We start from the raw sequence: 21,972 nt of genomic DNA, 5'->3' as shown, positions 1-21,972 counted from the left end.
CCCTGTTAAGCAATTTTTTTTAACAATACAAAAATACTACTTGGAATGAAACTCCGTTAAATTTAGGCGAATACTTTTCTGATGACCTTATAAACAATTCTTATTGAGCTAACCACTCAGACTTAGAATTTGTTGGATATTATTTGGTTTTGAAAAATATTTTAACTTAGCTAAAAGTCCCCCCGAGGGCCCAAACATACCAAAATAATGCGCTTACGCTTTGTATTCATTTGCTTTGTTTTTTCTGCGATGGGCTATGCCCAATCGGAAAATAGTTTACTCTGGGAAATTTCCGGAAATGGCTTAGAAAAGTCCTCCTATTTGTATGGCACAATGCACGTTAGTAAAAAAGTAGCTTTTAGGCTGGATGATGTTTTTTATGAGGCCCTGGACAAAAGTGAAATAGTTGCCCTGGAATCTAATCCCGAAACCTGGCTGGATAGTGAAGAGCGCTTCGGTTCAAATTCACTGAAAGAAGGTTATGGTTTTACTACCAAAGGCTTTTATACCCACGCTTTTGCCTTACCGCACCCACGTAAAAAAGATCTTGCTTCTTATCTGGCTTTTGAAGAACGATTGGTCAATGGTATCCTTTATAGAACCAATGAATACAATCAAAACTTTGAAGAAGATACTTATTTGGATATGTTCATCTACCGGGCAGGAAGTCGGTTTAACAAACCCATTCTTGCGTTGGAGAAACTAGAGGAATCAGCTACCCTTGTCGGAAGGGCAAGTTTGAATTCTATGAAAATGAAGCCTGATGAATGGTTGCAAAAACGAATGCAGCAACAAGATTTAATGTTTTTAATGCAAGATGCTTACAGAGAGCGCAACTTAAGCCTGCTCGACTCGATTGATAAGGCTATGTACACCGACCATTATTTGAAGAATATGCTCTATATCCGCAATGAAAATATGGCAAAAAGTTTGGATTCGGCTATTCAAAATGCCAAAGTATTTGCAGGAATAGGAGCGGCTCATTTACCCGGTGATCATGGAGTCATTGCTTTATTGAGGCAAAAAGGATATGTTGTTCGGCCTTTAGTTTCAGAAGCCACTGAGAAAGGACAAAAACTCAAGGAAAAATTCTCAAAGAAAATTAAAAAGCATGCTCTTACAATGGTAGGGCCGGAAGATAAATTTTTTACCATTTCACTCCCAAATAAATTATATCCGGTATCAGAAAAAATTACTACAGTTTATGTTTCACCGGATTTAGCAAATGGCAGTTATTTTATGGTGAATAGGATTCCAACATATTCCAGTCTAAAACCAGGTGGTGACTATACTTTAGAGGATATTGATCAATTGTTGTTTGAAAATATACCTGGTAGTATATTAAGTAAAACCCCTGTTGCCAACAAGAGATTCAAAGGCCTGGATATAAGGAACAAATTAAAAAACGGCGATCACCAAAGATATCAGATTTACGTTACACCCCTGGAAATCCTGATATTTAAAATGGGAGGTAAAGGTGATTACATAGTAAATAATTCAGATCGAATATTTAATAGCCTAAAATTTAAAAAGCCGGATGAAGGAAGCAGGTTAATATCTTCAGCGTATAAAGATTTTGAAATATCCATGCCGGAGCTGCATAGATATACTAATACGACCAGAATTGGCAGTCGGCATATTGAAGGATACGATCCTGAAACGAAATCCTACTATTTCTTAAAGAAGAATACTCTGAATGACTTAAATTATATTGAGGAAGATACTTTTGAGCTTAAACAGATTCAAAAACGACTATATCAGGATCTCAAACTTAAACCTCAATACAATGATTATGAAGCTGAAGCTCTTACGTCTAAATCCGTTTGGGATTCGGTAACTGGGCAAGATTTATACCTTAAAACCGTAATCAAACGCGGCGATTATTATTTACTTGGTGTTCGGACAACAAATGAAAAAAACGCTAAAGATTTTTTCAATTCTTTTAAATTAAAAGAAATCGCATATCCAGAAGTATTCAAAAAGGTCGTGGATACAGCCTTGCATTTCAGCACTATTACATCAGTTGATCCGCCCAAATTTGTTCAACACAGCAATTATCGGTTCGGAAACAAGAAAAAAACAAAGGCTTACAGCCCTTATTCCAAAAAGACAATTTATCAGAATAAAAATAATGAGGCTATCGAAGTTGAGATAACTAAATCTCATGACTACCTTACCTTTTCTAATGTTGATTCCATTTGGGAATTGCGCAAAAAACACTATTTAGATAAACATTTTCACATTAAAAATGAAAAAACCACAGTATATGACGAAGGATATCATGAGATAGAATTCGTAATAACAGATTCCGCCAGTACCCGGGGTATTTTGCTCAAAAATGTAATACGCGGCGGGCTATTTTATGAAATTAAGACCGTAATTGATACCATTTCAAAACCCAGCGCTTTTGTCAAGGCTTTTTATGATAATTTTAAACCAGAAGGAGAACCCATAGGAAGAGATCTCCTGGAGGATAAAACTTCAGATTTTTTTAGGGCACTAAGAGAAAATGATAGTATTGTTTTGAAAGGCCACAAGTATCTTTTGTTTGATGAACGCCATGTTGATTCATTAAGCTACTACATCTCACATTACCCTTTTGATGAAGATAAAAAACAAATACAATCATACCTTATCACCAGACTTGGAGAAATAGAACACGATAAAGTCGTCCCGTTCTTTACAAACTTGTATACAGAATCATACAATAACTCCACTGCTCAAATTAAAATTCTGCAGTCCATTGCTCGTAAAAAAGATGAAAAATCAGTGGATCTATTGCTCCAACTTATGTCACAAGATCTGCCTTTACTTACAAATGCCAAGGAAATAAAAAATATTTTCAAACCTTATCATGACAGTTTGGGATTGGCAAAGAAATTATATCCACAAATATTGGAATACAGTTTGATTGCCGAATACAAAGCACCTATTTTTTCACTTTTGGCTAAACTTAAGAAGGAGGGCTTTATTAAGCCTTCAGTATACAAGAAATACCGGGCACAACTATTAAGTGATGCCAAGATTCTATTGAAAAGACACCTTGGTGAACAAAACAATACGCAGCCCAGGACAAGGCTGGCAAATTATACAAGGTTGAGAAACAATGAAATATTGGAAGATTATGTTGTTTTGCTTTATCCTTTTGCCCGAGAAAAAGAAATGGATAAGTTTTTCAACCGAATCCTACTTGTAAAAGATCCTCAAATACGCAGTACTTATTTAACACTCCTGGCTTCGGAAGGAAAGGATATTCCCACGGCTGTGATAAACGCCATGGCGTATGACATTAATACAAGGATATTATTGTATAACAAATTGATGGCGCAAGGGAAATCCGATATTTTCCCGCATCAATACAGTTCTCAGCAATCTTTGGCTGAAGCCTATATTTACAAGGATAGAAAATTTGATAGAAATAAAGACACCATTATTTATATTGGACATAAATCTCTAATCTACAGAAATAAATCTTGTTCTGCATTTTACTTTAAATCCCAAAACAATCAGGATTATCACAAGAATTTTAAAATACACATGGTGGTATTTGATGATGATGATCCTTTCAATTCAGTTCCTTTTTATGTTAATGACGGGCTGCGAATGGCGGATACAGATACTGAGAAAGAGACTGTGGAATTCGTGACAGAAACCTTTCTATTAAAAGACCGTTACAGGGCAATTCCCTATAAGCCAAACAATTACAGAACTTATGGGAGTATAGGCTTCTAAGTTGTATTTTTGCAGTAATTGCAAACAGCCATGAAAATATTTCCATTACTACTATTCTTTTTCATATCCCTTAACACTAGTGCCCAGGCTGTTATTTGTTCTGATCAGGACAAAATTGCTTTTGATGCTAAAATGGGAGAAATACAAAACCTTGAGCAATCGGATATTGGCGGAACCATGGTCCTTGTTGGCAAAACATTTCTTGGAATTCCATATGCAGCCAAAACTTTGGAAATTGGAGAAACCGAGTCGCTGGTAATAAATTTGCACGGTCTGGATTGTACGACCTTTGTTGAAAACGTTTTGGCTTTTAGCAACTTAATTATCGAAGACAAAATGAATTTTGATGCATATGCCGATGAACTGGAAAATATACGCTACAAGGATGGTAAGTTAGATGGCTATGCATCACGATTGCATTATTTTTCTGAATGGATTGCAAATAATGAAAAGAAAGGACTGCTGAAGGATATTACTGCAGAAATAGGAGGTCAGCAAATCAATAAAGTTATTAACTTTATGAGTACTCATAGAGATCTATATCCCTTCTTAAAAGATGAAGATAACTATCAGAAAATCAGGGAATCTGAAAATTATCTCAATCAGCAATCCATATGTTTTTTACCACAGGATCTTATTGAGGCCAATGAAAGCAGCATACGAAGCGGTGATATTATTGCGCTGACAACCTCCATCAATGGGTTGGATATAACCCATACTGGAATTGCCTCCAAAGAACAAGACGGTCGCATTCACTTATTACATGCTTCTTCTTCAGGAGAAGTTGAGGTTTCGGAAATGCCATTAGTGGATTACTTAAAAAAAGTAAAGAACAATACAGGAATAATGGTGGCCCGACCACTATAGCCAATTACTTGTATTTCTTTTGATTTGGATATCTGAATTTTTACAGAGAACTGCAGCTATCTCCCCAGACAATAATTTATACCCCCCAACAAATGTTTTTGAAAATCGGGTTCATCATAGGATTCCTCCGTATGACCCCCTCCTGTATAAAAGACACGTCCCCCATCAAACTCATGATACCAGGCAATTGGATGATTATCACCGTTTGTACCTCCTTCATAAGAAGATTCATCCAGGAAAATCAGTACCTGCATCTCTGTATTTACAAGCTTGTAGTTGTACCATTCATCAGTGCGCACCCAGCTGTCCTTTAAATGCGCTGTAGCCGGGTGTTTTTTGTCAACGACATTCATTTTGGCCTCTCTGACATTCGGGTTGTTCGGGTGACTTGTAAAATATGCCCCTACTAATTTACCATACCAGGGCCAGTCATATTCTGTGTCGCTTGCTGCATGAATACCCATATAATTACCCCCATTATTGATGTACGTTTTAAATGCTTTTTCCCCATCAGGACCCAAAACATCTAAAGTTGTACTTAAGAATAAGACCAAATCATATTTTTTTAAATTAGCATCATTGAATTGCAATGAATCTTCTGTTTGAACAATTGAAAAATTATTCGTTAATCCTAGATTTTTAAGGGTACTTACCCCTTTTTCAATGGATTTGTGCCTATACCCCATAGTTTTTGTATAGACCAGAATTTGAGCCATATCTTCTTTTATTAAAGGTATATTCTCTTCTTTTGTTTGCGATTGAGAAAATGTGATGAACAAGACACAAAAAAGCAAAGCGGCAATAAATCTTCCAGGTATTTTCATGAGTGTGTTATATAGATGATTAAATCTTAAAAATTTATTTGAATAATACAATTAATTCTGCAATGACATTAAATATTTCTTTGGAGTAGTCCCATATTTCTTTTTAAAGGAAGCAATAAAATGGCTGGATGTACTATAACCAATTCTATGCCCAACTTCATTTACATTATACTCACCAGATTCAAGCATTTTACGGGCGAAGTCCATTTTATAATCAAACAAAAAACTAAATACGGGTTCCCCATACACTTGTTTAAATCCCTCTTTTAATTTTTTTAGTGGAAGGCCAATCTCTTCGGATAGTTGAGCCAGGGTAGGAGGTTCTGCCATTCTTTGTATCATGATTTCCTTGGCCTGCCTTATTCGTTTTATATTATCCTCGTCTACGAGGAAGGGACATTGTTCCAAATCTGCATCTTCACTTTTGTTAAAATACAATGCGATAAGCTCGTATACCTTAGCTTTAATATAAAGCGACTTAATGGATGGATGCAGGTTATAATTAATTATCTGGCTTAGGATGACCGCGATGGCGGGAGTTACACTTTCCTGTGCATAATATTTTTTCTCCTTGTTGTCTTCACTTAAAAAAGGAATATAATCTGCCTCTTTGGAAAATAGAGAGTGAAACCTTCTTATTGTCATTATAATCGATACCATCCATGAATTACCGTTAAGTTCCAGGTTCATAGGAAGGTCTAATTGTGTGTTATACAATAGCAAAGAATTTTCTTCTGTTACCTCAAGCGCATAATGGCCTCCGCTGAAGATAAATTTAGCGTTCCCTTTAAGGCAGAAGTGAAATTGTATATAGCTGCTATCAATATCACGTATAACCTTTTGAACCTCCGGGCTTTCGTTTTGGATTTTTAAAACATAAAAATCTTCGTTTATCAGGACTTCTCTAAAAGAACCTTGAGCGATGTTTTTGTCCACCATTTTCGTGAATTCATGAACCATCTATTTAGATAGATTCTAAATAAAAAGCTTGTTGATATCTGTTAAGGGCATAAAAGTAAGGGTTTTTGTAAAATTTGAGAGATTTTTATGTAAAAAAAACTTAGAGCGATAAATTTTGTACCGCCAGCGTTATTTTTATTCCTTGGATGCTATTATTTTTGTGAGCTATATTGACAATTAATGAAGAGGTATCATATCTCCAAACATAATTCTTTCTATACGGTAGGGTTGAGCTATAAAAATGCTGATGCCGTTACAAGGGGAAAATTTAGCTTAGACCGTGAAGCGACGGATGCGCTATTATCCGAAGCTAAATCTGTTGGGATTGATGGACTTCTGATTATTTCTACTTGCAATCGAACAGAATTGCACGGCTTTGCACAGCACCCCTTTCAATTAATTAAACTTCTTTGTGATCATTCCAAAGGATCAATTGAAGAATTTCAGGAAGTAGCTTACGTATTTAAGAATTATGAAGCAATTAATCATTTGTTTCTTGTGGGCACAGGCTTGGATAGCCAAATTTTAGGAGATTTTGAAATTATAAGTCAATTAAAGCGAAGTTTCTCCCGCTCCAAAAAACATGATCTTACCAATCACTTTTTTGAACGGCTTATTAATTCTGTCATTCAGGCCAGTAAACGAATTAAAAATGAAACCGAAATCTCTTCGGGGGCTACTTCCGTTGCATTCGCATCTGTGCAGTACATATTAAAAAACGTCCCGAATATCGCGGATAAAAATATTTTACTTTTTGGAACTGGGAAAATAGGTAGAAATACTTGTGAAAACCTTATTAAACATACCAATCATTCGCACATAACGCTAATTAACAGAACAAAAACCAAAGCTGAAAAAATTGCGGGGAAATTCAATCTTGTGGTAAAAGATTTCGGAGATTTGCAAACGGAAATTCGAAAGGCTGATGTTCTAATCGTGGCAACCGGAGCAAATACCCCGACTATTTCCAAGGAGCTAATTTATACAAATAAACCACTTCTGATCCTGGATTTATCAATCCCCAAAAATGTAGCCGATAGTGTACCTGAGGTAGATGATGTAACAGTATTGCACCTGGATCATCTTTCGCAAATTACCGACGAAACCCTTGAACGAAGAAAACAATACATCCCTCAGGCTGAAACAATAATAGATGAGGTAAAATCTGATTTTAACAGCTGGCTCGAATCCAGAAAATTTGCTCCTGTCATAAGTGCTCTTAAAAAGAAACTTAAATCAATAAAAGAGGAAGAACTGGATTTTCAGTCTAAGAAGATTACGGATTTCAATGCAGAACATGCCGATATCATCTCAGAAAGAATTATACATAAGATTACCAAACAATTTGCCAACCATCTGAAGGATTCCGAGAATGAAGCTGATGATAGCTTGGAACTCATACAGAGGGTCTTTCAACTAGAATTAAACTCCTAATGAAAAATGTTTTTCGAATTGGGACACGCGATAGTGAACTTGCACTATGGCAGGCGAATGACGTTAAGAAAAAACTTGAAGGGCTGGGGTATTCGGCACAATTAATCCCCGTAAAATCTGATGGGGATTTGGACTTAACTCAACCTCTTTATTCCATGGGGATTACCGGAATATTCACAAAGACCCTGGACATGGCACTCCTTTCCGGTAAAATTGATATTGCAGTACATTCTATGAAAGATGTTCCCACGGTTTTACCAAATGGAATTATTCAGGCAGCCGTATTGAAACGCGGTAATTATAAAGATATTCTAGTACATAAAGGATTAGATTTTCTAAACACTGAAGGAATTATAGCTACCGGAAGTTTAAGAAGAAAAGCGCAATGGCTGCATCGCTATCCCTTACATGAAGTAGTTGGCCTAAGGGGGAATGTAAACACACGTCTAAAAAAACTGGAAGACAATTCCTGGAATGCAGCAGTATTTGCAGCCGCAGGTTTGGAACGGTTAAAGAAGGTGCCTGCAAACTATACAGAGCTTAACTGGATGATCCCAGCTCCTGCACAGGGGGCCATGATGGCAGTTACAAAAAAAGAGGATCAGTTTAGCAAGGAGGCACTTGCCTCAATAAATCACAAAAGAACAGAAATTTGCACCAGGGTAGAACGCGAGTTCTTAAATGAATTGGAAGGTGGTTGTACGGCACCAATCGGGGCCTTGGCTACAATTGAGAATCAGTTTTTGCATTTTAAGGGTATTTTACTTTCTCTTGATGGTCAACGCACGGTCAGCATCAACGAGAAAATAGAGCTCACTCAAGTTGATGGTTTTGGTAAAACAAGCGCCAGGGCGTTACTTATGAATGGAGGAGAAGAATTGATGCGGGAAATAAAAGTCAGTTTAAACCAATGATAAACCTCCTTTCCACAAGACTCCTTAGTACTGATCAAAAGAAGTTTTTAACTAATGCCGGTTTGCATTTTCAGGAATACGAAGCCATAAGAGTCCATTTTAAAGAATTCCAATTAGACGACAATTTTGATCATTATATTTTTACAAGTCAGAATGCCGTCAAATCGTTTTTAAAACGGGAATCGCTTTACCTTAAAAATAAAGAGTTAACTAAAAGCTGTTTTTGTGTAGGCGAAAAGACAAAACTCCTTTTGGAAGAAAATGACCACAAAGTGATTAAAATGACCAAAAATGCATCGGAATTAGGCTATTTTATATCAAAAAATTATAAAAATGATTCTTTTTTATTCTTTTGTGGAAATAGAAGGCTTAATGATTTACCTGAAATTTTAATAAAAAACAAGCTTCATTTTAAGGAACTTGAGGTCTACCAAACCATACTGATACCTCAACAATTTTCAGAGTCTTTTGATGGGATTTTATTTTTTAGCCCAAGTGGAGTGCAGAGCTTTACTTCAGCAAATGAACTGGGTAAAAGTACAGCATTTTGCATAGGTGATACCACCGCAAGAGAAGCAGCTTTACATACAGATTCTATCGTAGTTGCTGATAACCCTACTATAGAAAGCCTGCTGAAAAGGGTGACATTTCATTATAATTTGAGCATAGAAAAATAATATGAGTATAAAAAACGATCTGTTTTTAAGAGCATTACGAGGTGAAACAGTAGAGCGTCCTCCCGTGTGGATGATGCGACAGGCAGGTAGATACCTGCCTGAATTTATGAAAATTAAGGAGAAATATGATTTCTTTACAAGATGTCAAACTCCGGAACTAGCTTCTGAAATTACTGTCCAGCCTATCAGGCGTTTTGGTATGGATGCTGCCATTCTTTTTAGCGATATTCTTGTAATCCCTCAAGCCATGCAGATCGAAGTGCAAATGAAGCCGGATTTCGGGCCTTATTTGCCCCAACCTATTCGCTCCGGAAAAGATGTAGACCGGGTATTGGTCCCTGATGTTAATAAGGAGTTAGATTATGTAATGCAGGCTATTGTTGCAACTAAGGAGAAATTACAGGATGAGATTCCACTGATAGGCTTTGCAGGATCCCCATGGACTATTCTTTGCTATTGTGTACAGGGGCAAGGAAGTAAAACCTTTGATAAGGCCAAAGAATTCTGTTTTACACAACCAGTAGCCGCGCATAATTTATTGCAGAAAATTACCGATACAACTATCTCGTATTTGAAAGCTAAAGTGAAAGCAGGTGTCAACGCAGTTCAGGTTTTTGATTCCTGGGGCGGTATGCTTTCACCAGTTGACTATAAAGAATTTTCCTGGAACTATATCCAGCAAATAATCGACGCACTCAAAGATGAGACCGAGGTAATCGTTTTTGGTAAGGGCTGTTGGTTTGCTTTAGGTGATATGGCCAAATCTGGTGCGACAGCGATCGGGGTGGATTGGACATGCTCTGCCAGGAATGCCAGATATTTAACTGGAGGGAATATCACATTACAGGGAAATTTTGATCCATCAAGATTATTATCCCCCCCGGAGGTGATTAAAAAAATGGTCACTCAGATGATTGATGAATTTGGAAAAGATAGATATGTAGTTAATTTGGGTCACGGAATTCTACCCAATGTTCCCGTGGAAAACGCAAAGGCATTCATTGAAGCCGTAAAAGACTACAAGCCCTAAGATAGCAAGGTCTTTTAATTTATAAAGTTAGGGTATCGGAAAAATGCGGGTATACATGGAAAAAGATTTTGTTAAAAAGCTATATCCCACAGAATGAACAACCCCTTGATATGAAATTATTTACAAGATCATATGAAAAATAAATTCTACTCCTTTATAGAAGAGCTCCAGGAAACTATCACGTCCAAATTAGAGGAAATTGATGGTTCTGCTAAGTTTCATGAAGATCTTTGGAAACGGCCCGAAGGAGGTGGTGGCCGTACCAGGGTGATTGAGAATGGAGGGGTCTTTGAAAAAGGTGGCGTAAACATATCCGCTGTTCATGGTGAACTCCCCAAGAGTATGCAAACCTATTTTGGTGTTGTGGATGCTGACTTCTATGCATGCGGACTAAGTCTTGTGCTCCATCCTGTAAATCCCATGGTTCCAACGGTACATGCCAATTGGCGCTATTTTGAAATGTATGATAAAGAAGGGGCAATAGTTGATCAATGGTTCGGAGGTGGTCTGGATCTTACACCCTATTATCTGTTTGAGGAAGACGTCAGGCATTTTCATTCCGTTTGTAAAGCATCTTGTGATGCCCATGATCCCAATTTTTATAAAATTTATAAAAAGAAATGTGATGACTATTTCTGGAATAGTCATAGAAATGAAGCTCGAGGTGTAGGAGGCTTATTTTTTGATTACTGCAAAGTCACGGAGACAATGAGTATTGAAAACTGGTATGATTTTGTCACTGAGGTTGCCAACGGGTTTTTAAAAGCCTATATACCTATTGTTATAAAAAGAAAAAATCTCAGCTATAGCAATAAGCAAAGGACTTGGCAGGAAATTCGTCGTGGCCGCTATGTTGAATTTAATTTGGTTCACGATAAGGGAACACTATTCGGATTAAAAACAAATGGCCGTATTGAAAGTATCCTTATGAGCTTACCGCCACATGTTCAGTGGAAATATGATCATCATCCTGAAGAAGGAAGCGAGGAGGCTGTTTTATTAGAAGTCTTAGAAAATCCAAAATCGTGGGTTTAACGCATTTAATTTCTAATTATAATGTGAATACGGTTTAATTATGAAACAAAAAATATATCAAATAGATGCATTTACCGGTCAGTTATATTCCGGAAATCCTGCTGCCGTATGTATTCTGGATAGCTGGATAGAAGATGACCTAATGCAAAAGATTGCTATGGAAAATAACCTTGCGGAGACCGCCTTCGCTGTTAAAAAGGGTGCCGAATATATCATAAGATGGTTCACACCCGAGTTGGAGGTAGATTTGTGCGGCCATGCTACCCTTGCCACAGCTTTTGTCATTTATAATTATTACGAGCATAATGAATCTAAAATTGAGTTTTTCTCCCCGAGAAGTGGGAAGTTAGCGGTGGAAAAAGGTAAAAATGGCTTGTTAATCATGGATTTCCCTGCAGATGAAATTAAAAATTCAGAACCCGTACAAGCTATTAACGAAGCAATAGGAAAAAAGCCGTTATATACATTAAAAGGAAAGACGGACTATCTTCTCATTTATGAAAATCAGCGTCAGATAGAAGATATAACCCCAAATTTCTTTCTTTTAAATCAGGTTGAAGCCAGAGGTATAATAGTATCTGCTCCAGGGGATAGCACAGATTTTGTGTCCCGCTTTTTTGCTCCCCAATGCGGCGTTAATGAAGATCCGGTGACCGGTTCCGCTCATACGAGCCTTATTCCTTATTGGGCAAAAGTTATGGGCAAATCAAAGCTTACCGCAAAACAACTCTCTAAAAGAGGAGGCGATATTTTTTGTGAATTCCTGGACAGCAGGGTAAAAATTGCAGGAAAAGCAGTTCCCTATTTAAAAGGTGAGATTATTTTATAGAATACCCGCATTTCTGTTACCTTTAAACTTAAAATTAAGTCAATGTATCCACTTCGAAGAAATAGAAGATTACGAGCAAACAATGCCATCAGACATTTGGTGCGCGAAACAATTTTAACCCCCAGCGATTTTTTGGTTCCACTATTTGTTGTGGAAGGTCACTCGGTTAAAGAGGAAATTCCATCGATGCCTAATTATTATAGATTAAGTCTGGATAATTTAGGTAAAGAAGCGAAAGAGCTATGGAATATGGGCCTATGTGCGGTTCTACTTTTTGTAAAAGTGCCTGAATCACTAAAGGATAATAAGGGAACTGAGGCCCTAAACGAACATGGGCTAATGCAACGCGCTATTAATACGGTGAAAAGTGCATGTCCGGAGATGTTGGTTATGACAGATGTTGCCCTGGACCCTTATTCTTCGCTCGGACACGATGGGATAGTAGCTGATGGTCAAATCCTCAATGATGAAACCAGTGAGATCTTAGCACAGATGAGTATTTCTCATGCTGAGGCGGGAGCAGACTTTGTTGCACCAAGTGATATGATGGATGGCAGAATCCAAATTATAAGAGAAGCTCTTGAGGATGAAGAATTGACAAATACAGGAATTATGTCTTACTGCGCAAAGTATGCAAGTGGTTTCTACGGCCCGTTTCGTGATGCGCTGGAATCTGCACCTGTGGATAAAGACAATGTACCTAAGGATAAGCAAACCTACCAAATGGACCCATCTAACAGAATAGAGGCCATTAAAGAAGCTCATATGGATGTTGATGAGGGCGCGGATATAGTTATGATTAAACCCGGAATTTGTTATCTGGATATTGTGAGGGAAATCAAAAATGAAGTGGAAGTGCCTGTGGCAGTCTACCAGGTATCAGGAGAATATGCCATGCTCAAGGCCGCCGCTGCAAAAGGTTGGTTAGATCATGACGCCGTTATGATGGAACAATTGATCTCGATTAAAAGAGCTGGTGCGGATATCATCGCCAGCTACTTTGCGAAAGATGCCGTGAAACTAATGGGATAGTCAATTTACCATATCATTTTATGCGTAGCTTTCCTTTATATAATTATAGATTTGTTTTTTTTATACTTTTTGGTATTTTTTTGAATACCCTTACTTCTCAGGAACCTATTACGGAAGAAGGTAAAATCGTAAATCATTTCAACCAAAACTCCGGAAAACTGATCCCCATAGTTTCCGTTTCTAAGGATACCAGCCATAAAGTTGATTCTATTATAACCAATGGAATAATTGAACAAGCTTTTCCCGGAGCTCAGGTTTTGGTTGCCAGAAAAGGTGAGGTTATCTTTCATAAAGCCTACGGTTTTCATACCTATGACAGCCTGCATCCCGTAACTCTCAATGCAATATATGACCTGGCTTCGGTTACAAAAATTACCGGTCCTTTACCAGCACTAATGAAATTATATGATGAAGGTAAACTCGATTTAGACCTCCCTTTGAGCACATATTGGAAAGCCTGGAAGCAAATAAAAGACAAAAAAGATATAACGCTTAGGGAATTGTTAGCCCATCAGGCGGGTATGGAGCCCTATATTATTTTTCTAAAAAAAGTGCATAAAAATGGTCGGTTAAAACGAAAATATATCCATAACAAGCCCTCAGCCAAATTTGAAAATCAGGCATATGACAACATTTTTGTGAAAAATAGATTTAAGAAGAAAATATTTAAGGCAATTGACCGATCTGAAGTGGATGAAAAAAAGAGTTATCGCTATTCCGGACTGGCATTTTTACTATTCCCCCAACTTATTTCACAAATAACCGGAAATAGTTATGAGTACTACTTGCAAAAAAATTTCTATATCCCCATGGGCGCAGCCACCCTGGGGTATAAACCTAAAACCAAAGCTTTTCGCAATACCATTATCCCGACAGAGGTAGATACACTATTCAGAAAAGATCTTGTAAAGGGATGGGTACATGATGAAAATGCGGCACTTTTGGGAGGTATTTCGGGAAATGCCGGGCTTTTTGGAACTGCCAGGGATATGTATAAAATAATGCAAATGTATCAGAATTATGGTACTCTGAATGGTCGAAGATATCTTTCCGAAGCAACTCTTAAAGAGTTTACAAAAGTTCAGTATCCAAAGAATAACAACAGGCGCGGACTTGGATTTGACAAGCCGTTGTTAAACAATAAGGAATTGCCCATATCTGAATCATATCCGGCCGTGAGCGCTAGTAAAGACAGTTTTGGACATAGTGGTTTTACGGGAACCTTTGTATGGGCAGATCCAATAAACCAATTGGTATATATTTTTTTATCAAATCGTGTTAATCCTACCCGCCAAAATCGAAATTTATATAATTTGAATATCCGGACACAACTGCATCAATTGTTTTACGAAGACAGTAGATCGCTGAATTTATCAAAATAGTAAATCATATTATTAGTATTTTAGTATTCTAATTGAACCAAATGGAATTACTTCTCTTTTATGCTTTCATCTCAATCTTTTTTTCTTTTTTATGTTCTATTTTGGAAGCCGTTCTCTTAAGTGTTACTCCAACTTTTATAAACGTAAAGAAAAAAGAAGGGAAACAATATGCCTATACCCTGGAAGGGTTAAAAAAGGATGTAGACCAGCCTCTGATTGCAATCCTTACCTTAAATACAATTGCCCACACTGTAGGTGCAATCCTAGTAGGGGTACAGGCTAAGGTGGCTTATCAGGAATTTTATGGGAGTGCGACCCGCACAATTTTCGGTATTCCTTATACCGAAGAAGTCATGGTAGGTGTTGTGTCAACAATAATGACCATATTAATTCTGGTCCTTTCAGAAATTATCCCTAAGACTATTGGCGCAACTTATTGGAAAAAACTTGCCAACATTAGTTCTAAAATTCTGAAAATAATGGTTTTGCTCTTAAAATGGACTGGTTTGCTTTGGGTACTTCAGTTATTTACACGGCTAATTGGCAAAAAAGAGGTGCATGGCAGTGTCCTCAGCAGAGAAGATTTTACTACAATGGCTGATATCGCTCATGAAGAAGGGGTTTTTCAGGAATCTGAATCTAAAGTGATCAAAAATCTATTAAAATTTGATGAAGTATGTGCAAAGGATATAATGACGCCCAGAGCTGTGATGAAAATTGCCGAGGAATCTATGTCCGTTAAAGAGTTTTTTGAAGAAAATCCAAAATTAAGATTTTCCAGGATTCCCGTATACACAGGGAGTGTTGACATTATTAATGGCTATGTTCTAAAAGATAACGTTCTGGAAGAGATTATAAATGAAAATGTAGATATTCCTTTGGCAACAATAAAAAGAGACCTCCTTGTTACTAAGAGAAATACCCCAATTCCACAACTGTTTGAGACTTTGATTGCAAAAAGGGAACATATTGCCCTCGTGGTTGACGAATATGGCTCTGTAAGCGGACTCGTTACTATGGAAGATGTCATTGAAACCTTATTGGGACTTGAAATCATGGATGAAAGCGATAATGTAGAAGATTTACAGCTCCTGGCACGAAAAAAATGGGAAGTCCGCGCAAAAAGAACAGGTATAATAGAATAATAAAATGACAACTGCCTTCATGAAAACACCCCTGGGTGATGCCAAACTGGAAGGAGATGAAAATGGTCTTTCCTCTGTTACAGTGCTTGAGCATTATGAGGCAGAAAACGATATAATTCCCGAAGCCTTAGAAGAAGCCGTATACCAGTTAAATGAATATTTTGAAGGTAACAGGAAACATTTTGACCTATTATTAAATCCTGAAGGGACTGAATTTCAAAAAAAGGTTTGGAACGCATTATTGGAGATACCTTACGGTAAAACGATGTCTTATCTGGAGCTTTCAAAGAAACTAGGCGATGTAAAGGCGATTCGTGCAGTAGCTTCTGCCAATGGTAAAAACCCATTATGGATCATTGTCCCGTGCCATAGGGTAATCGGTTCCGATGGTTCATTAACTGGTTATGCAGGTGGACTGCACCGCAAAAAATGGCTGTTAAACCATGAGAGTCCCACAAAGCAACAATCGCTTTTCTAATTCCCCAGACTGATTGGTTTGTACCATCTTCTATTAAACATTAATTCCGGCGCAAACGGGCTATTTGTCGTACATTATCTACCTATTACCTTCAATAATATTGCAAAGGCCCAAATTTGGCCATAGGCAAACAAACTATATGGTTGGTTAACTGGTTTTTAGTTCCTAATAAAGTTTGTTGGTGCAAATTCAAGGCTGGTATTCTTCAATAATTCACCTTTTTCGGAAATAACCAGAACCCCGCCCTCAAGGGTTTCTATATCCACAAATATGGCGTAACCCATAAGAAATGTGTTGCTTTCTTCGTCAAAATCAAAAGCGGTAAGTTCAATTTCCTGTCCAAGTTCCTCCTGAACTTGAAGTACAATAGAGATCATATCAATGATTCTGTTCTCTTCTGAAATAAAATCGTATATGGCCGGACCGAAAGGAACAGATGAAGGTTGTGCATATAGATTTAGATAATAAAGTTTGTCATCTACAATTTGGGCCAAAGACTGTATTGGTCCAGGAGAAAAATACCTGTTTACTGAGAAGGAATCCCGCTTTATTACTTCCAATGTTTGTATATCATAGGTATTAAGTTCATAATCTCCTTCAGAATTCCCTGAAGCAATGATCAAATTCCCCTCTTTATCTATCAAAATACTCGGGACTGTTTTTCCAAATTCAAAAGTTTGTACCAGGGTATTACTGTCAACATCTATTACCACAAGTTTGTAATCGGATCGTTCATCCAAAAACGTGATAAACAGACGACCCCCATAATAGAGGGGTTCAAATACATCAGTCACATTAAATTCCAGGAACAAATCTATTTCTTGATCAGTAGCCAGGTTAAATGTCCGTATACTGTAATTCGTGGACCCCTCGGGGACATAAAATCCCATAAATATTTTATCTTCTGAATTGGTCCCCCAAATAACTGATCTATCATCTGATACCCTATAAAACTCATTTATAAAGGTGCTTTCACCAGTTATGTAATTTCTTTGCACGGCAGAAAAACTGCCAGTTGCAAAACTAAAAAACGTAATAAGGTCGGATACCTGCCTCAACGTAAGGTACTCTCTGTTGATATTGCTTTCCGTCGTTAAGTTGAATAAATCTCCTTTATCCACAAGTCCATCGTAGTTGAACTGAAAAACACTTTGAAAATTCTCCCCTATTACCGTATAATTAGGGAATTGAACTTCAGAATCAAAACCGGGTTGATTATCGTCATTGCTACAAGCTGGAAATAGTGTGACAATAATACAGAGGTAGAGAACCCATGGGAACCTATAAGATTTCATGCAACTTTTTTTTTTAAAGATACACAATATCTTGTATGTAGCCGTAATAGCAATTTACTTTGAGCTTTAGCGCACAAAGGTTTACGATCTAATTAATAACAAACTGGGATTTATGATCAGGATTGAAAGAATTGTCAGTACTAGTTAGTACCAACTGTGTTATCTGTCTTAACATCTTTGGAAGTATCCAAAACAGCACCTTCTCCCGGGGTGACAATTTCTAAATCATCTTCATTATCTGAATCATCATTTGTACAGGAGACTACAAAAGAAAGAGAAAATAAAAAAGCCAGAGAAAGTAGCTTTTTGACGACATTTATATAGAATTTTGGTTTCATATCAACAAAAATCAGTAGATCTATTAAGGTAATTTAAAACGATTTTTTGTTCGTTTTATTGAATCCCGGGATTACAATTCGATAAACTGCATCCTTTTTGCAAGAACTACTCTTATCTTGGAATAAACTACTTATCAAGGAGAGGATAAGAATTCTGAATATTGTTCTTATCTTTAAGTGAATTGACCCAAAGATCATCAACTTACTAAAAGGGTGAATTTAATTCAACATGAAGTTTATTTATAGTTATTTGGGATGATAAAGAATCTAAATCTTGAACATATTCTTTTTTTAGACATCGAAACTGTTCCCGAAGTACCCGAATATGCCCAATTAGATGATTACAAAAAAGAACTTTGGGAACATAAGTCGCAATATCAGCGAAAAGATGAGTATACTGCTGAAGAATTTTACGATAGGGCAGGGATTTGGGCAGAATTTGGAAAAATAATATGCATCTCCGTTGGGTATTTCATAAGTAAAGAAGGAATACGAAATTTTAGGGTTACTACTTTCCACGGAAAGGAAGAGAAGATACTAAAAGACTTTAAAAGATTGGTAAATGAACATTTCAGTCGCCCTAAAAATCTCCTTTGCGCCCATAATGGAAAGGAATTTGACTTTCCCTATATTGCCCGCAGACTAATCATTAATGGTATTTCACTGCCATATAAGCTGGACCTTTTCGGTAAAAAACCCTGGGAAGTGCCACATTTGGATACTATGGAGCTCTGGAAATTTGGGGATTTCAAGCATTATACCTCCTTAAAGTTAATGGCCAATGTTCTGGGTATTCCCTCCCCTAAACAAGATATTGATGGTAGTATGGTCCGGGAAGTTTATTATGAAGAAGGAGATTTGGATCGCATAGTGGCTTATTGTGAACTAGATGTTATCACTTTAGCACAAGTCTTTCTTAAGCTGCGCAATGAGCCATTATTAGGTGAAGATCAAATAATACATATCTAAAACACAGAATATAGTATCCCGGAAATACATTAATTGAACTTCAATTGAATGTATACAGGGAAATGGTCACTATAGCCCCCTTTATACTTTTGACCTACGTATGTTCTAAATGGATTTCCGGCATATTTACCTCCCCATTCTTTTAGTTGATGGTCGTCAAAAATATTGGCATACGCAAAACTATGTGTGCCTGCTGCATAATTGAAAAAGCTATGTGAAACCAAAATCTGATCAAAAAGTGACCAGCTTCTTCTGTAGTTTGCACTACCCCTTTCCGGGGTCCATAGTTTTTCCATTGGATTGTACAAGGATTTAGACTCAACCAGGTTACGAATGCTCTGGGCGTCAGGACCATCGTTAAAATCCCCCATTACAACGTAATTCGGGTTTGAATAATTCTTTTCAATTTGCGACATATAATCGCTTATAATCCCGGCAGCTTTGATTCTTTTATATTCGGTATCCAACTCCCCATCCCTTCTAGAAGGCCAGTGATTTACAAAAACATGAATTTCCTCACCGTTTAATAATCCATGGACATAAAGGATATCCCTGGTTGTATCTCTTTCCCCTTCGGGATTGTATATTAGTAAGGGAATGGGCGTTGAATATAAGATGTTAAAGTTTGATTTGAGATATAGCAAAGCGGTATCTATTCCCCGCTCATCAGGAGAATTATAATGAACATAGCCGTAATCTTCATTTTTTAATGCTCCTGAAGAAATTAAGTCCTTTATAACTTTTTCATTTTCAACTTCTGCAATTCCGACAAGTACAGGTGGCCGGTTTGAATTTTTCAAGCCAATTCCTGATATGGTGTTTGCTAATTTGAGTAATTTCTTCTTATACCTTCTTTTCGTCCATTTCTTCTTGCCCTTTGGGGTAAAATCTTTATCTAAGGTATTAGGGTCATCGCCTATATCAAATAAGTTCTCAAGATTGTAGAACGCAATTGTATGAATGTTTTTGAGTTTATTCCTTTTCAGAAATGAAAATAGCATAAGTTTTTCTTTGGGTTTTCAAAATTACGAAAATCACTTGATTCCAATTACTTAGATTTGCACTATAATTTGTAAGATGTTAGAGAAGCAGAATATAGAATATGAAAAAACCATTCTGGTGGGTGTAATGAACAAACACCAGAATGAGGAGAAGGTAAAGGAATATCTTGATGAACTGGAGTTTCTTACGTATACGGCAGGAGGAGAAGTAATGCAACGTTTTGTGCAACGCATTGAAGTCCCTAATCCAAAAACCTATATAGGAAGTGGTAAAATCCTGGAAATAGCAGACTATGTAAAAGAAAACGAAATAGGGTCAGTCATATTTGATGATGAACTTTCTGCGGTACAACAGCGAAATATTGAGAAAATATTGCGCTGTAAAATACTCGATAGAACAGGCTTAATCCTTGACATTTTTGCTCAGAGAGCCAAAACAAGTTATGCACGTACACAGGTAGAACTTGCCCAGTATGAATATTTATTGCCACGGCTTACCGGATTATGGACACACCTTGAAAGACAAAGAGGGGGTATTGGTATGAGAGGACCGGGGGAAACTGAAATTGAAACCGATCGTCGAATAGTCAGGGATAGAATAGCACTTTTAAAAAAGAAACTTACCAAAATTGACCGTCAGATGAGCACCCAGCGAGGTAATCGTGGTTCTCTGGTACGTGTTGCCCTCGTAGGGTATACCAACGTAGGTAAATCTACCCTTATGAATGTGATTAGTAAAAGCAAGGTCTTTGCGGAAGATAAATTATTTGCTACCCTCGACACCACAGTGAGAAAGGTGGTGCTGGGCAATCTACCCTTTCTCCTTAGTGATACCGTTGGATTTATTCGTAAACTTCCAACACAACTGGTTGAAAGTTTTAAAGGCACTTTAGATGAAGTAAGAGAGGCAGATTTGTTGCTACACATTGTTGATATTTCACATCCGAATTTTGAAGACCATATAAGTTCTGTAAAACAGGTATTAAATGAAATTGGCTGTTCAGATAAGAAAACAATAATGGTCTTTAACAAAATTGACTTGTACGAACAGGAAACAATAGATGTGGATGACCTGGTTACGGAGAGAACTTCAAGGCACTTTACGATTGATGAATGGAAACATACCTGGATGCAGCAATTAGGTGAGAATGCCATCTTTATATCTGCACTTAAAAAGGAGAATCTTGATGAGTTCAGAAAAAAAGTATACGATAAGGTTAGGGAAATCCATATTTCCCGATTTCCATATAATAATTTCCTCTATCCGGAACACCTTGATGAATATTAAATCAAATCCACTATTTTTTGAATAATTTTATGAATCCCATTTTCAATACTACTTTCATATTGGAATAGTAAATGTGTCATTTGTCCGACAATTTTTACACTTCATATTTTTCACAACATTCTTAATGCAATTCACAACAATAATTTCAGAATATAAAAGAACAGACATACATTTACATTGTAATTAAGTGAAAGTGTTTAACCCCAAATCAAAGCATAACTTAATTTAAGTGTTATTCCTCCCAATTTTAATTGGGATGATTCGAACCCAAATCGGCACTTAACCAAAATATTAGATTACAAACCCAATTTTACAAACCTACTTTTCTAATAAAGCCCTGACGGAAACGCCGGGGTTTTTTTATGGTATCAAACTGTTTGCGCTGTCAAAATAGAAATGAAAAACAAAATCTTCCTGATCTTCAGAACTATGAAAATAGCAGGGTTTAAGATGAAGTGTCAAATCTAAAGTGTATTTCATCGTTAGAAATAAACCACTCATATTTTTCACAACATAAGGGGATAGTTACACAACATATTTTGTGTTCAAAAGCTTGCTCTGCATATCTTTACATTGTAATTAAGTGATAGTGTTCAACCCCAAATCTGACCCTGAACTTAATCTTAAGTATTCGATTCCCCAGATCGATTCTTAACCAAAACAATAATTACCAACCAAATTTTACAGACCTGCTTAACTAAAAAAACCCTGACATTACTGTCAGGGTTTTTTAATATCATCC

The 21,972-nt window shown here is 36.9% G+C and carries 19 protein-coding genes; 14 read left to right on the top strand and 5 right to left on the bottom strand.

All coding sequences use genetic code 11. The features are described 5' to 3' along the window. Positions 1-207 precede the first annotated feature (207 nt). Both Q0X77_RS04605 and Q0X77_RS04600 read left to right on the top strand, forming a co-directional pair. Complete coding sequence (locus Q0X77_RS04605; RefSeq protein ID WP_297793721.1) at positions 208-3,732, top strand: TraB/GumN family protein; 3,525 nt, start codon at positions 208-210, stop codon at positions 3,730-3,732. A 30-nt stretch (positions 3,733-3,762) separates the two neighbouring features. Beyond that, the gene (locus Q0X77_RS04600; RefSeq protein ID WP_297793718.1) at positions 3,763-4,599 is read left to right on the top strand and encodes an N-acetylmuramoyl-L-alanine amidase-like domain-containing protein; all 837 of its coding nucleotides are present in this window, start codon (positions 3,763-3,765) and stop codon (positions 4,597-4,599) included. 56 nt (positions 4,600-4,655) lie between these two features. On the opposite strand, the gene Q0X77_RS04595 is transcribed toward Q0X77_RS04600, so the two are convergent. Both Q0X77_RS04595 and Q0X77_RS04590 read right to left on the bottom strand, forming a co-directional pair. Further along, positions 4,656-5,315: a ThuA domain-containing protein gene (locus Q0X77_RS04595; protein WP_297793826.1), complete on the bottom strand. Its 660-nt coding sequence runs from the start codon at positions 5,313-5,315 to the stop codon at positions 4,656-4,658. A gap of 159 nt (positions 5,316-5,474) precedes the next feature. Beyond that, positions 5,475-6,383 carry an AraC family transcriptional regulator gene (locus tag Q0X77_RS04590; RefSeq protein WP_297793715.1) on the bottom strand — a complete coding sequence of 303 codons (909 nt, stop codon included), beginning with the start codon at positions 6,381-6,383 and terminating at the stop codon, positions 5,475-5,477. Positions 6,384-6,563: 180 nt separating this feature from the next. Here Q0X77_RS04590 and hemA point away from each other — a divergent pair, with 180 nt between their 5' ends. The 10 genes from hemA to Q0X77_RS04540 all read left to right on the top strand — a co-directional run bounded on the left by hemA (position 6,564) and on the right by Q0X77_RS04540 (position 16,339). After that, positions 6,564-7,817, top strand: coding sequence for a glutamyl-tRNA reductase (gene hemA / locus Q0X77_RS04585; RefSeq protein WP_297793712.1), 1,254 nt, complete (start codon positions 6,564-6,566; stop codon positions 7,815-7,817). Beyond that, positions 7,817-8,731 (top strand): hydroxymethylbilane synthase, encoded by a 915-nt coding sequence (hemC, locus tag Q0X77_RS04580; RefSeq protein WP_297793709.1) that lies wholly within the window; start codon positions 7,817-7,819, stop codon positions 8,729-8,731. Before hemA ends, hemC begins: the two co-directional genes overlap by 1 nt. Beyond that, a complete protein-coding gene (locus tag Q0X77_RS04575; protein ID WP_297793705.1) occupies positions 8,728-9,408 on the top strand; it encodes a uroporphyrinogen-III synthase in 681 nt (226 codons plus the stop codon). Before hemC ends, Q0X77_RS04575 begins: the two co-directional genes overlap by 4 nt. A gap of 1 nt (position 9,409) precedes the next feature. Then, positions 9,410-10,438: a uroporphyrinogen decarboxylase gene (hemE, locus tag Q0X77_RS04570; RefSeq protein ID WP_297793702.1), complete on the top strand. Its 1,029-nt coding sequence runs from the start codon at positions 9,410-9,412 to the stop codon at positions 10,436-10,438. A gap of 132 nt (positions 10,439-10,570) precedes the next feature. Then, the gene (gene hemF, locus Q0X77_RS04565; protein WP_297793700.1) at positions 10,571-11,473 is read left to right on the top strand and encodes an oxygen-dependent coproporphyrinogen oxidase; all 903 of its coding nucleotides are present in this window, start codon (positions 10,571-10,573) and stop codon (positions 11,471-11,473) included. A 40-nt stretch (positions 11,474-11,513) separates the two neighbouring features. After that, positions 11,514-12,302 (top strand): PhzF family phenazine biosynthesis protein, encoded by a 789-nt coding sequence (locus Q0X77_RS04560; RefSeq protein WP_297793697.1) that lies wholly within the window; start codon positions 11,514-11,516, stop codon positions 12,300-12,302. 42 nt (positions 12,303-12,344) lie between these two features. Next, positions 12,345-13,334, top strand: coding sequence for a porphobilinogen synthase (hemB, locus tag Q0X77_RS04555; protein WP_297793694.1), 990 nt, complete (start codon positions 12,345-12,347; stop codon positions 13,332-13,334). Between the two features lie 80 nt (positions 13,335-13,414). Continuing rightward, positions 13,415-14,716, top strand: a complete 1,302-nt coding sequence (locus tag Q0X77_RS04550; RefSeq protein WP_297793691.1) for a serine hydrolase — start codon at positions 13,415-13,417, stop codon at positions 14,714-14,716. Positions 14,717-14,757: 41 nt separating this feature from the next. Then, entirely contained in the window at positions 14,758-15,861 is a 1,104-nt protein-coding gene (locus Q0X77_RS04545; RefSeq protein ID WP_297793688.1) for a CNNM domain-containing protein, read from the top strand. A gap of 4 nt (positions 15,862-15,865) precedes the next feature. After that, positions 15,866-16,339, top strand: coding sequence for a methylated-DNA--[protein]-cysteine S-methyltransferase (locus tag Q0X77_RS04540; protein ID WP_297793685.1), 474 nt, complete (start codon positions 15,866-15,868; stop codon positions 16,337-16,339). 158 nt (positions 16,340-16,497) lie between these two features. Here the strand turns inward: Q0X77_RS04540 and Q0X77_RS04535 are convergent, their stop codons facing one another. Both Q0X77_RS04535 and Q0X77_RS04530 read right to left on the bottom strand, forming a co-directional pair. Then, the gene (locus tag Q0X77_RS04535) at positions 16,498-17,634 is read right to left on the bottom strand and encodes a hypothetical protein (protein WP_297793683.1); all 1,137 of its coding nucleotides are present in this window, start codon (positions 17,632-17,634) and stop codon (positions 16,498-16,500) included. Positions 17,635-17,774: 140 nt separating this feature from the next. Continuing rightward, positions 17,775-17,972 (bottom strand): hypothetical protein, encoded by a 198-nt coding sequence (locus tag Q0X77_RS04530; protein ID WP_297793680.1) that lies wholly within the window; start codon positions 17,970-17,972, stop codon positions 17,775-17,777. 255 nt (positions 17,973-18,227) lie between these two features. Here Q0X77_RS04530 and Q0X77_RS04525 point away from each other — a divergent pair, with 255 nt between their 5' ends. After that, positions 18,228-18,941, top strand: coding sequence for a 3'-5' exonuclease (locus tag Q0X77_RS04525; protein ID WP_297793679.1), 714 nt, complete (start codon positions 18,228-18,230; stop codon positions 18,939-18,941). Positions 18,942-18,970: 29 nt separating this feature from the next. Here the strand turns inward: Q0X77_RS04525 and Q0X77_RS04520 are convergent, their stop codons facing one another. Further along, positions 18,971-19,942: an endonuclease/exonuclease/phosphatase family protein gene (locus Q0X77_RS04520; RefSeq protein WP_297793677.1), complete on the bottom strand. Its 972-nt coding sequence runs from the start codon at positions 19,940-19,942 to the stop codon at positions 18,971-18,973. A gap of 76 nt (positions 19,943-20,018) precedes the next feature. On the opposite strand from Q0X77_RS04520, the gene hflX reads away from it, so the two are divergent. Continuing rightward, on the top strand, positions 20,019-21,230 hold the full coding sequence (gene hflX, locus Q0X77_RS04515) for a GTPase HflX (RefSeq protein WP_297793674.1): 1,212 nt from the start codon (positions 20,019-20,021) through the stop codon (positions 21,228-21,230). Positions 21,231-21,972 lie beyond the last annotated feature (742 nt).

The organism is uncultured Eudoraea sp. (genome assembly GCF_947258925.1).
Lineage (GTDB): Bacteria > Bacteroidota > Bacteroidia > Flavobacteriales > Flavobacteriaceae > Eudoraea.
This window is presented reverse-complemented; position numbering and strand designations above follow the sequence as displayed.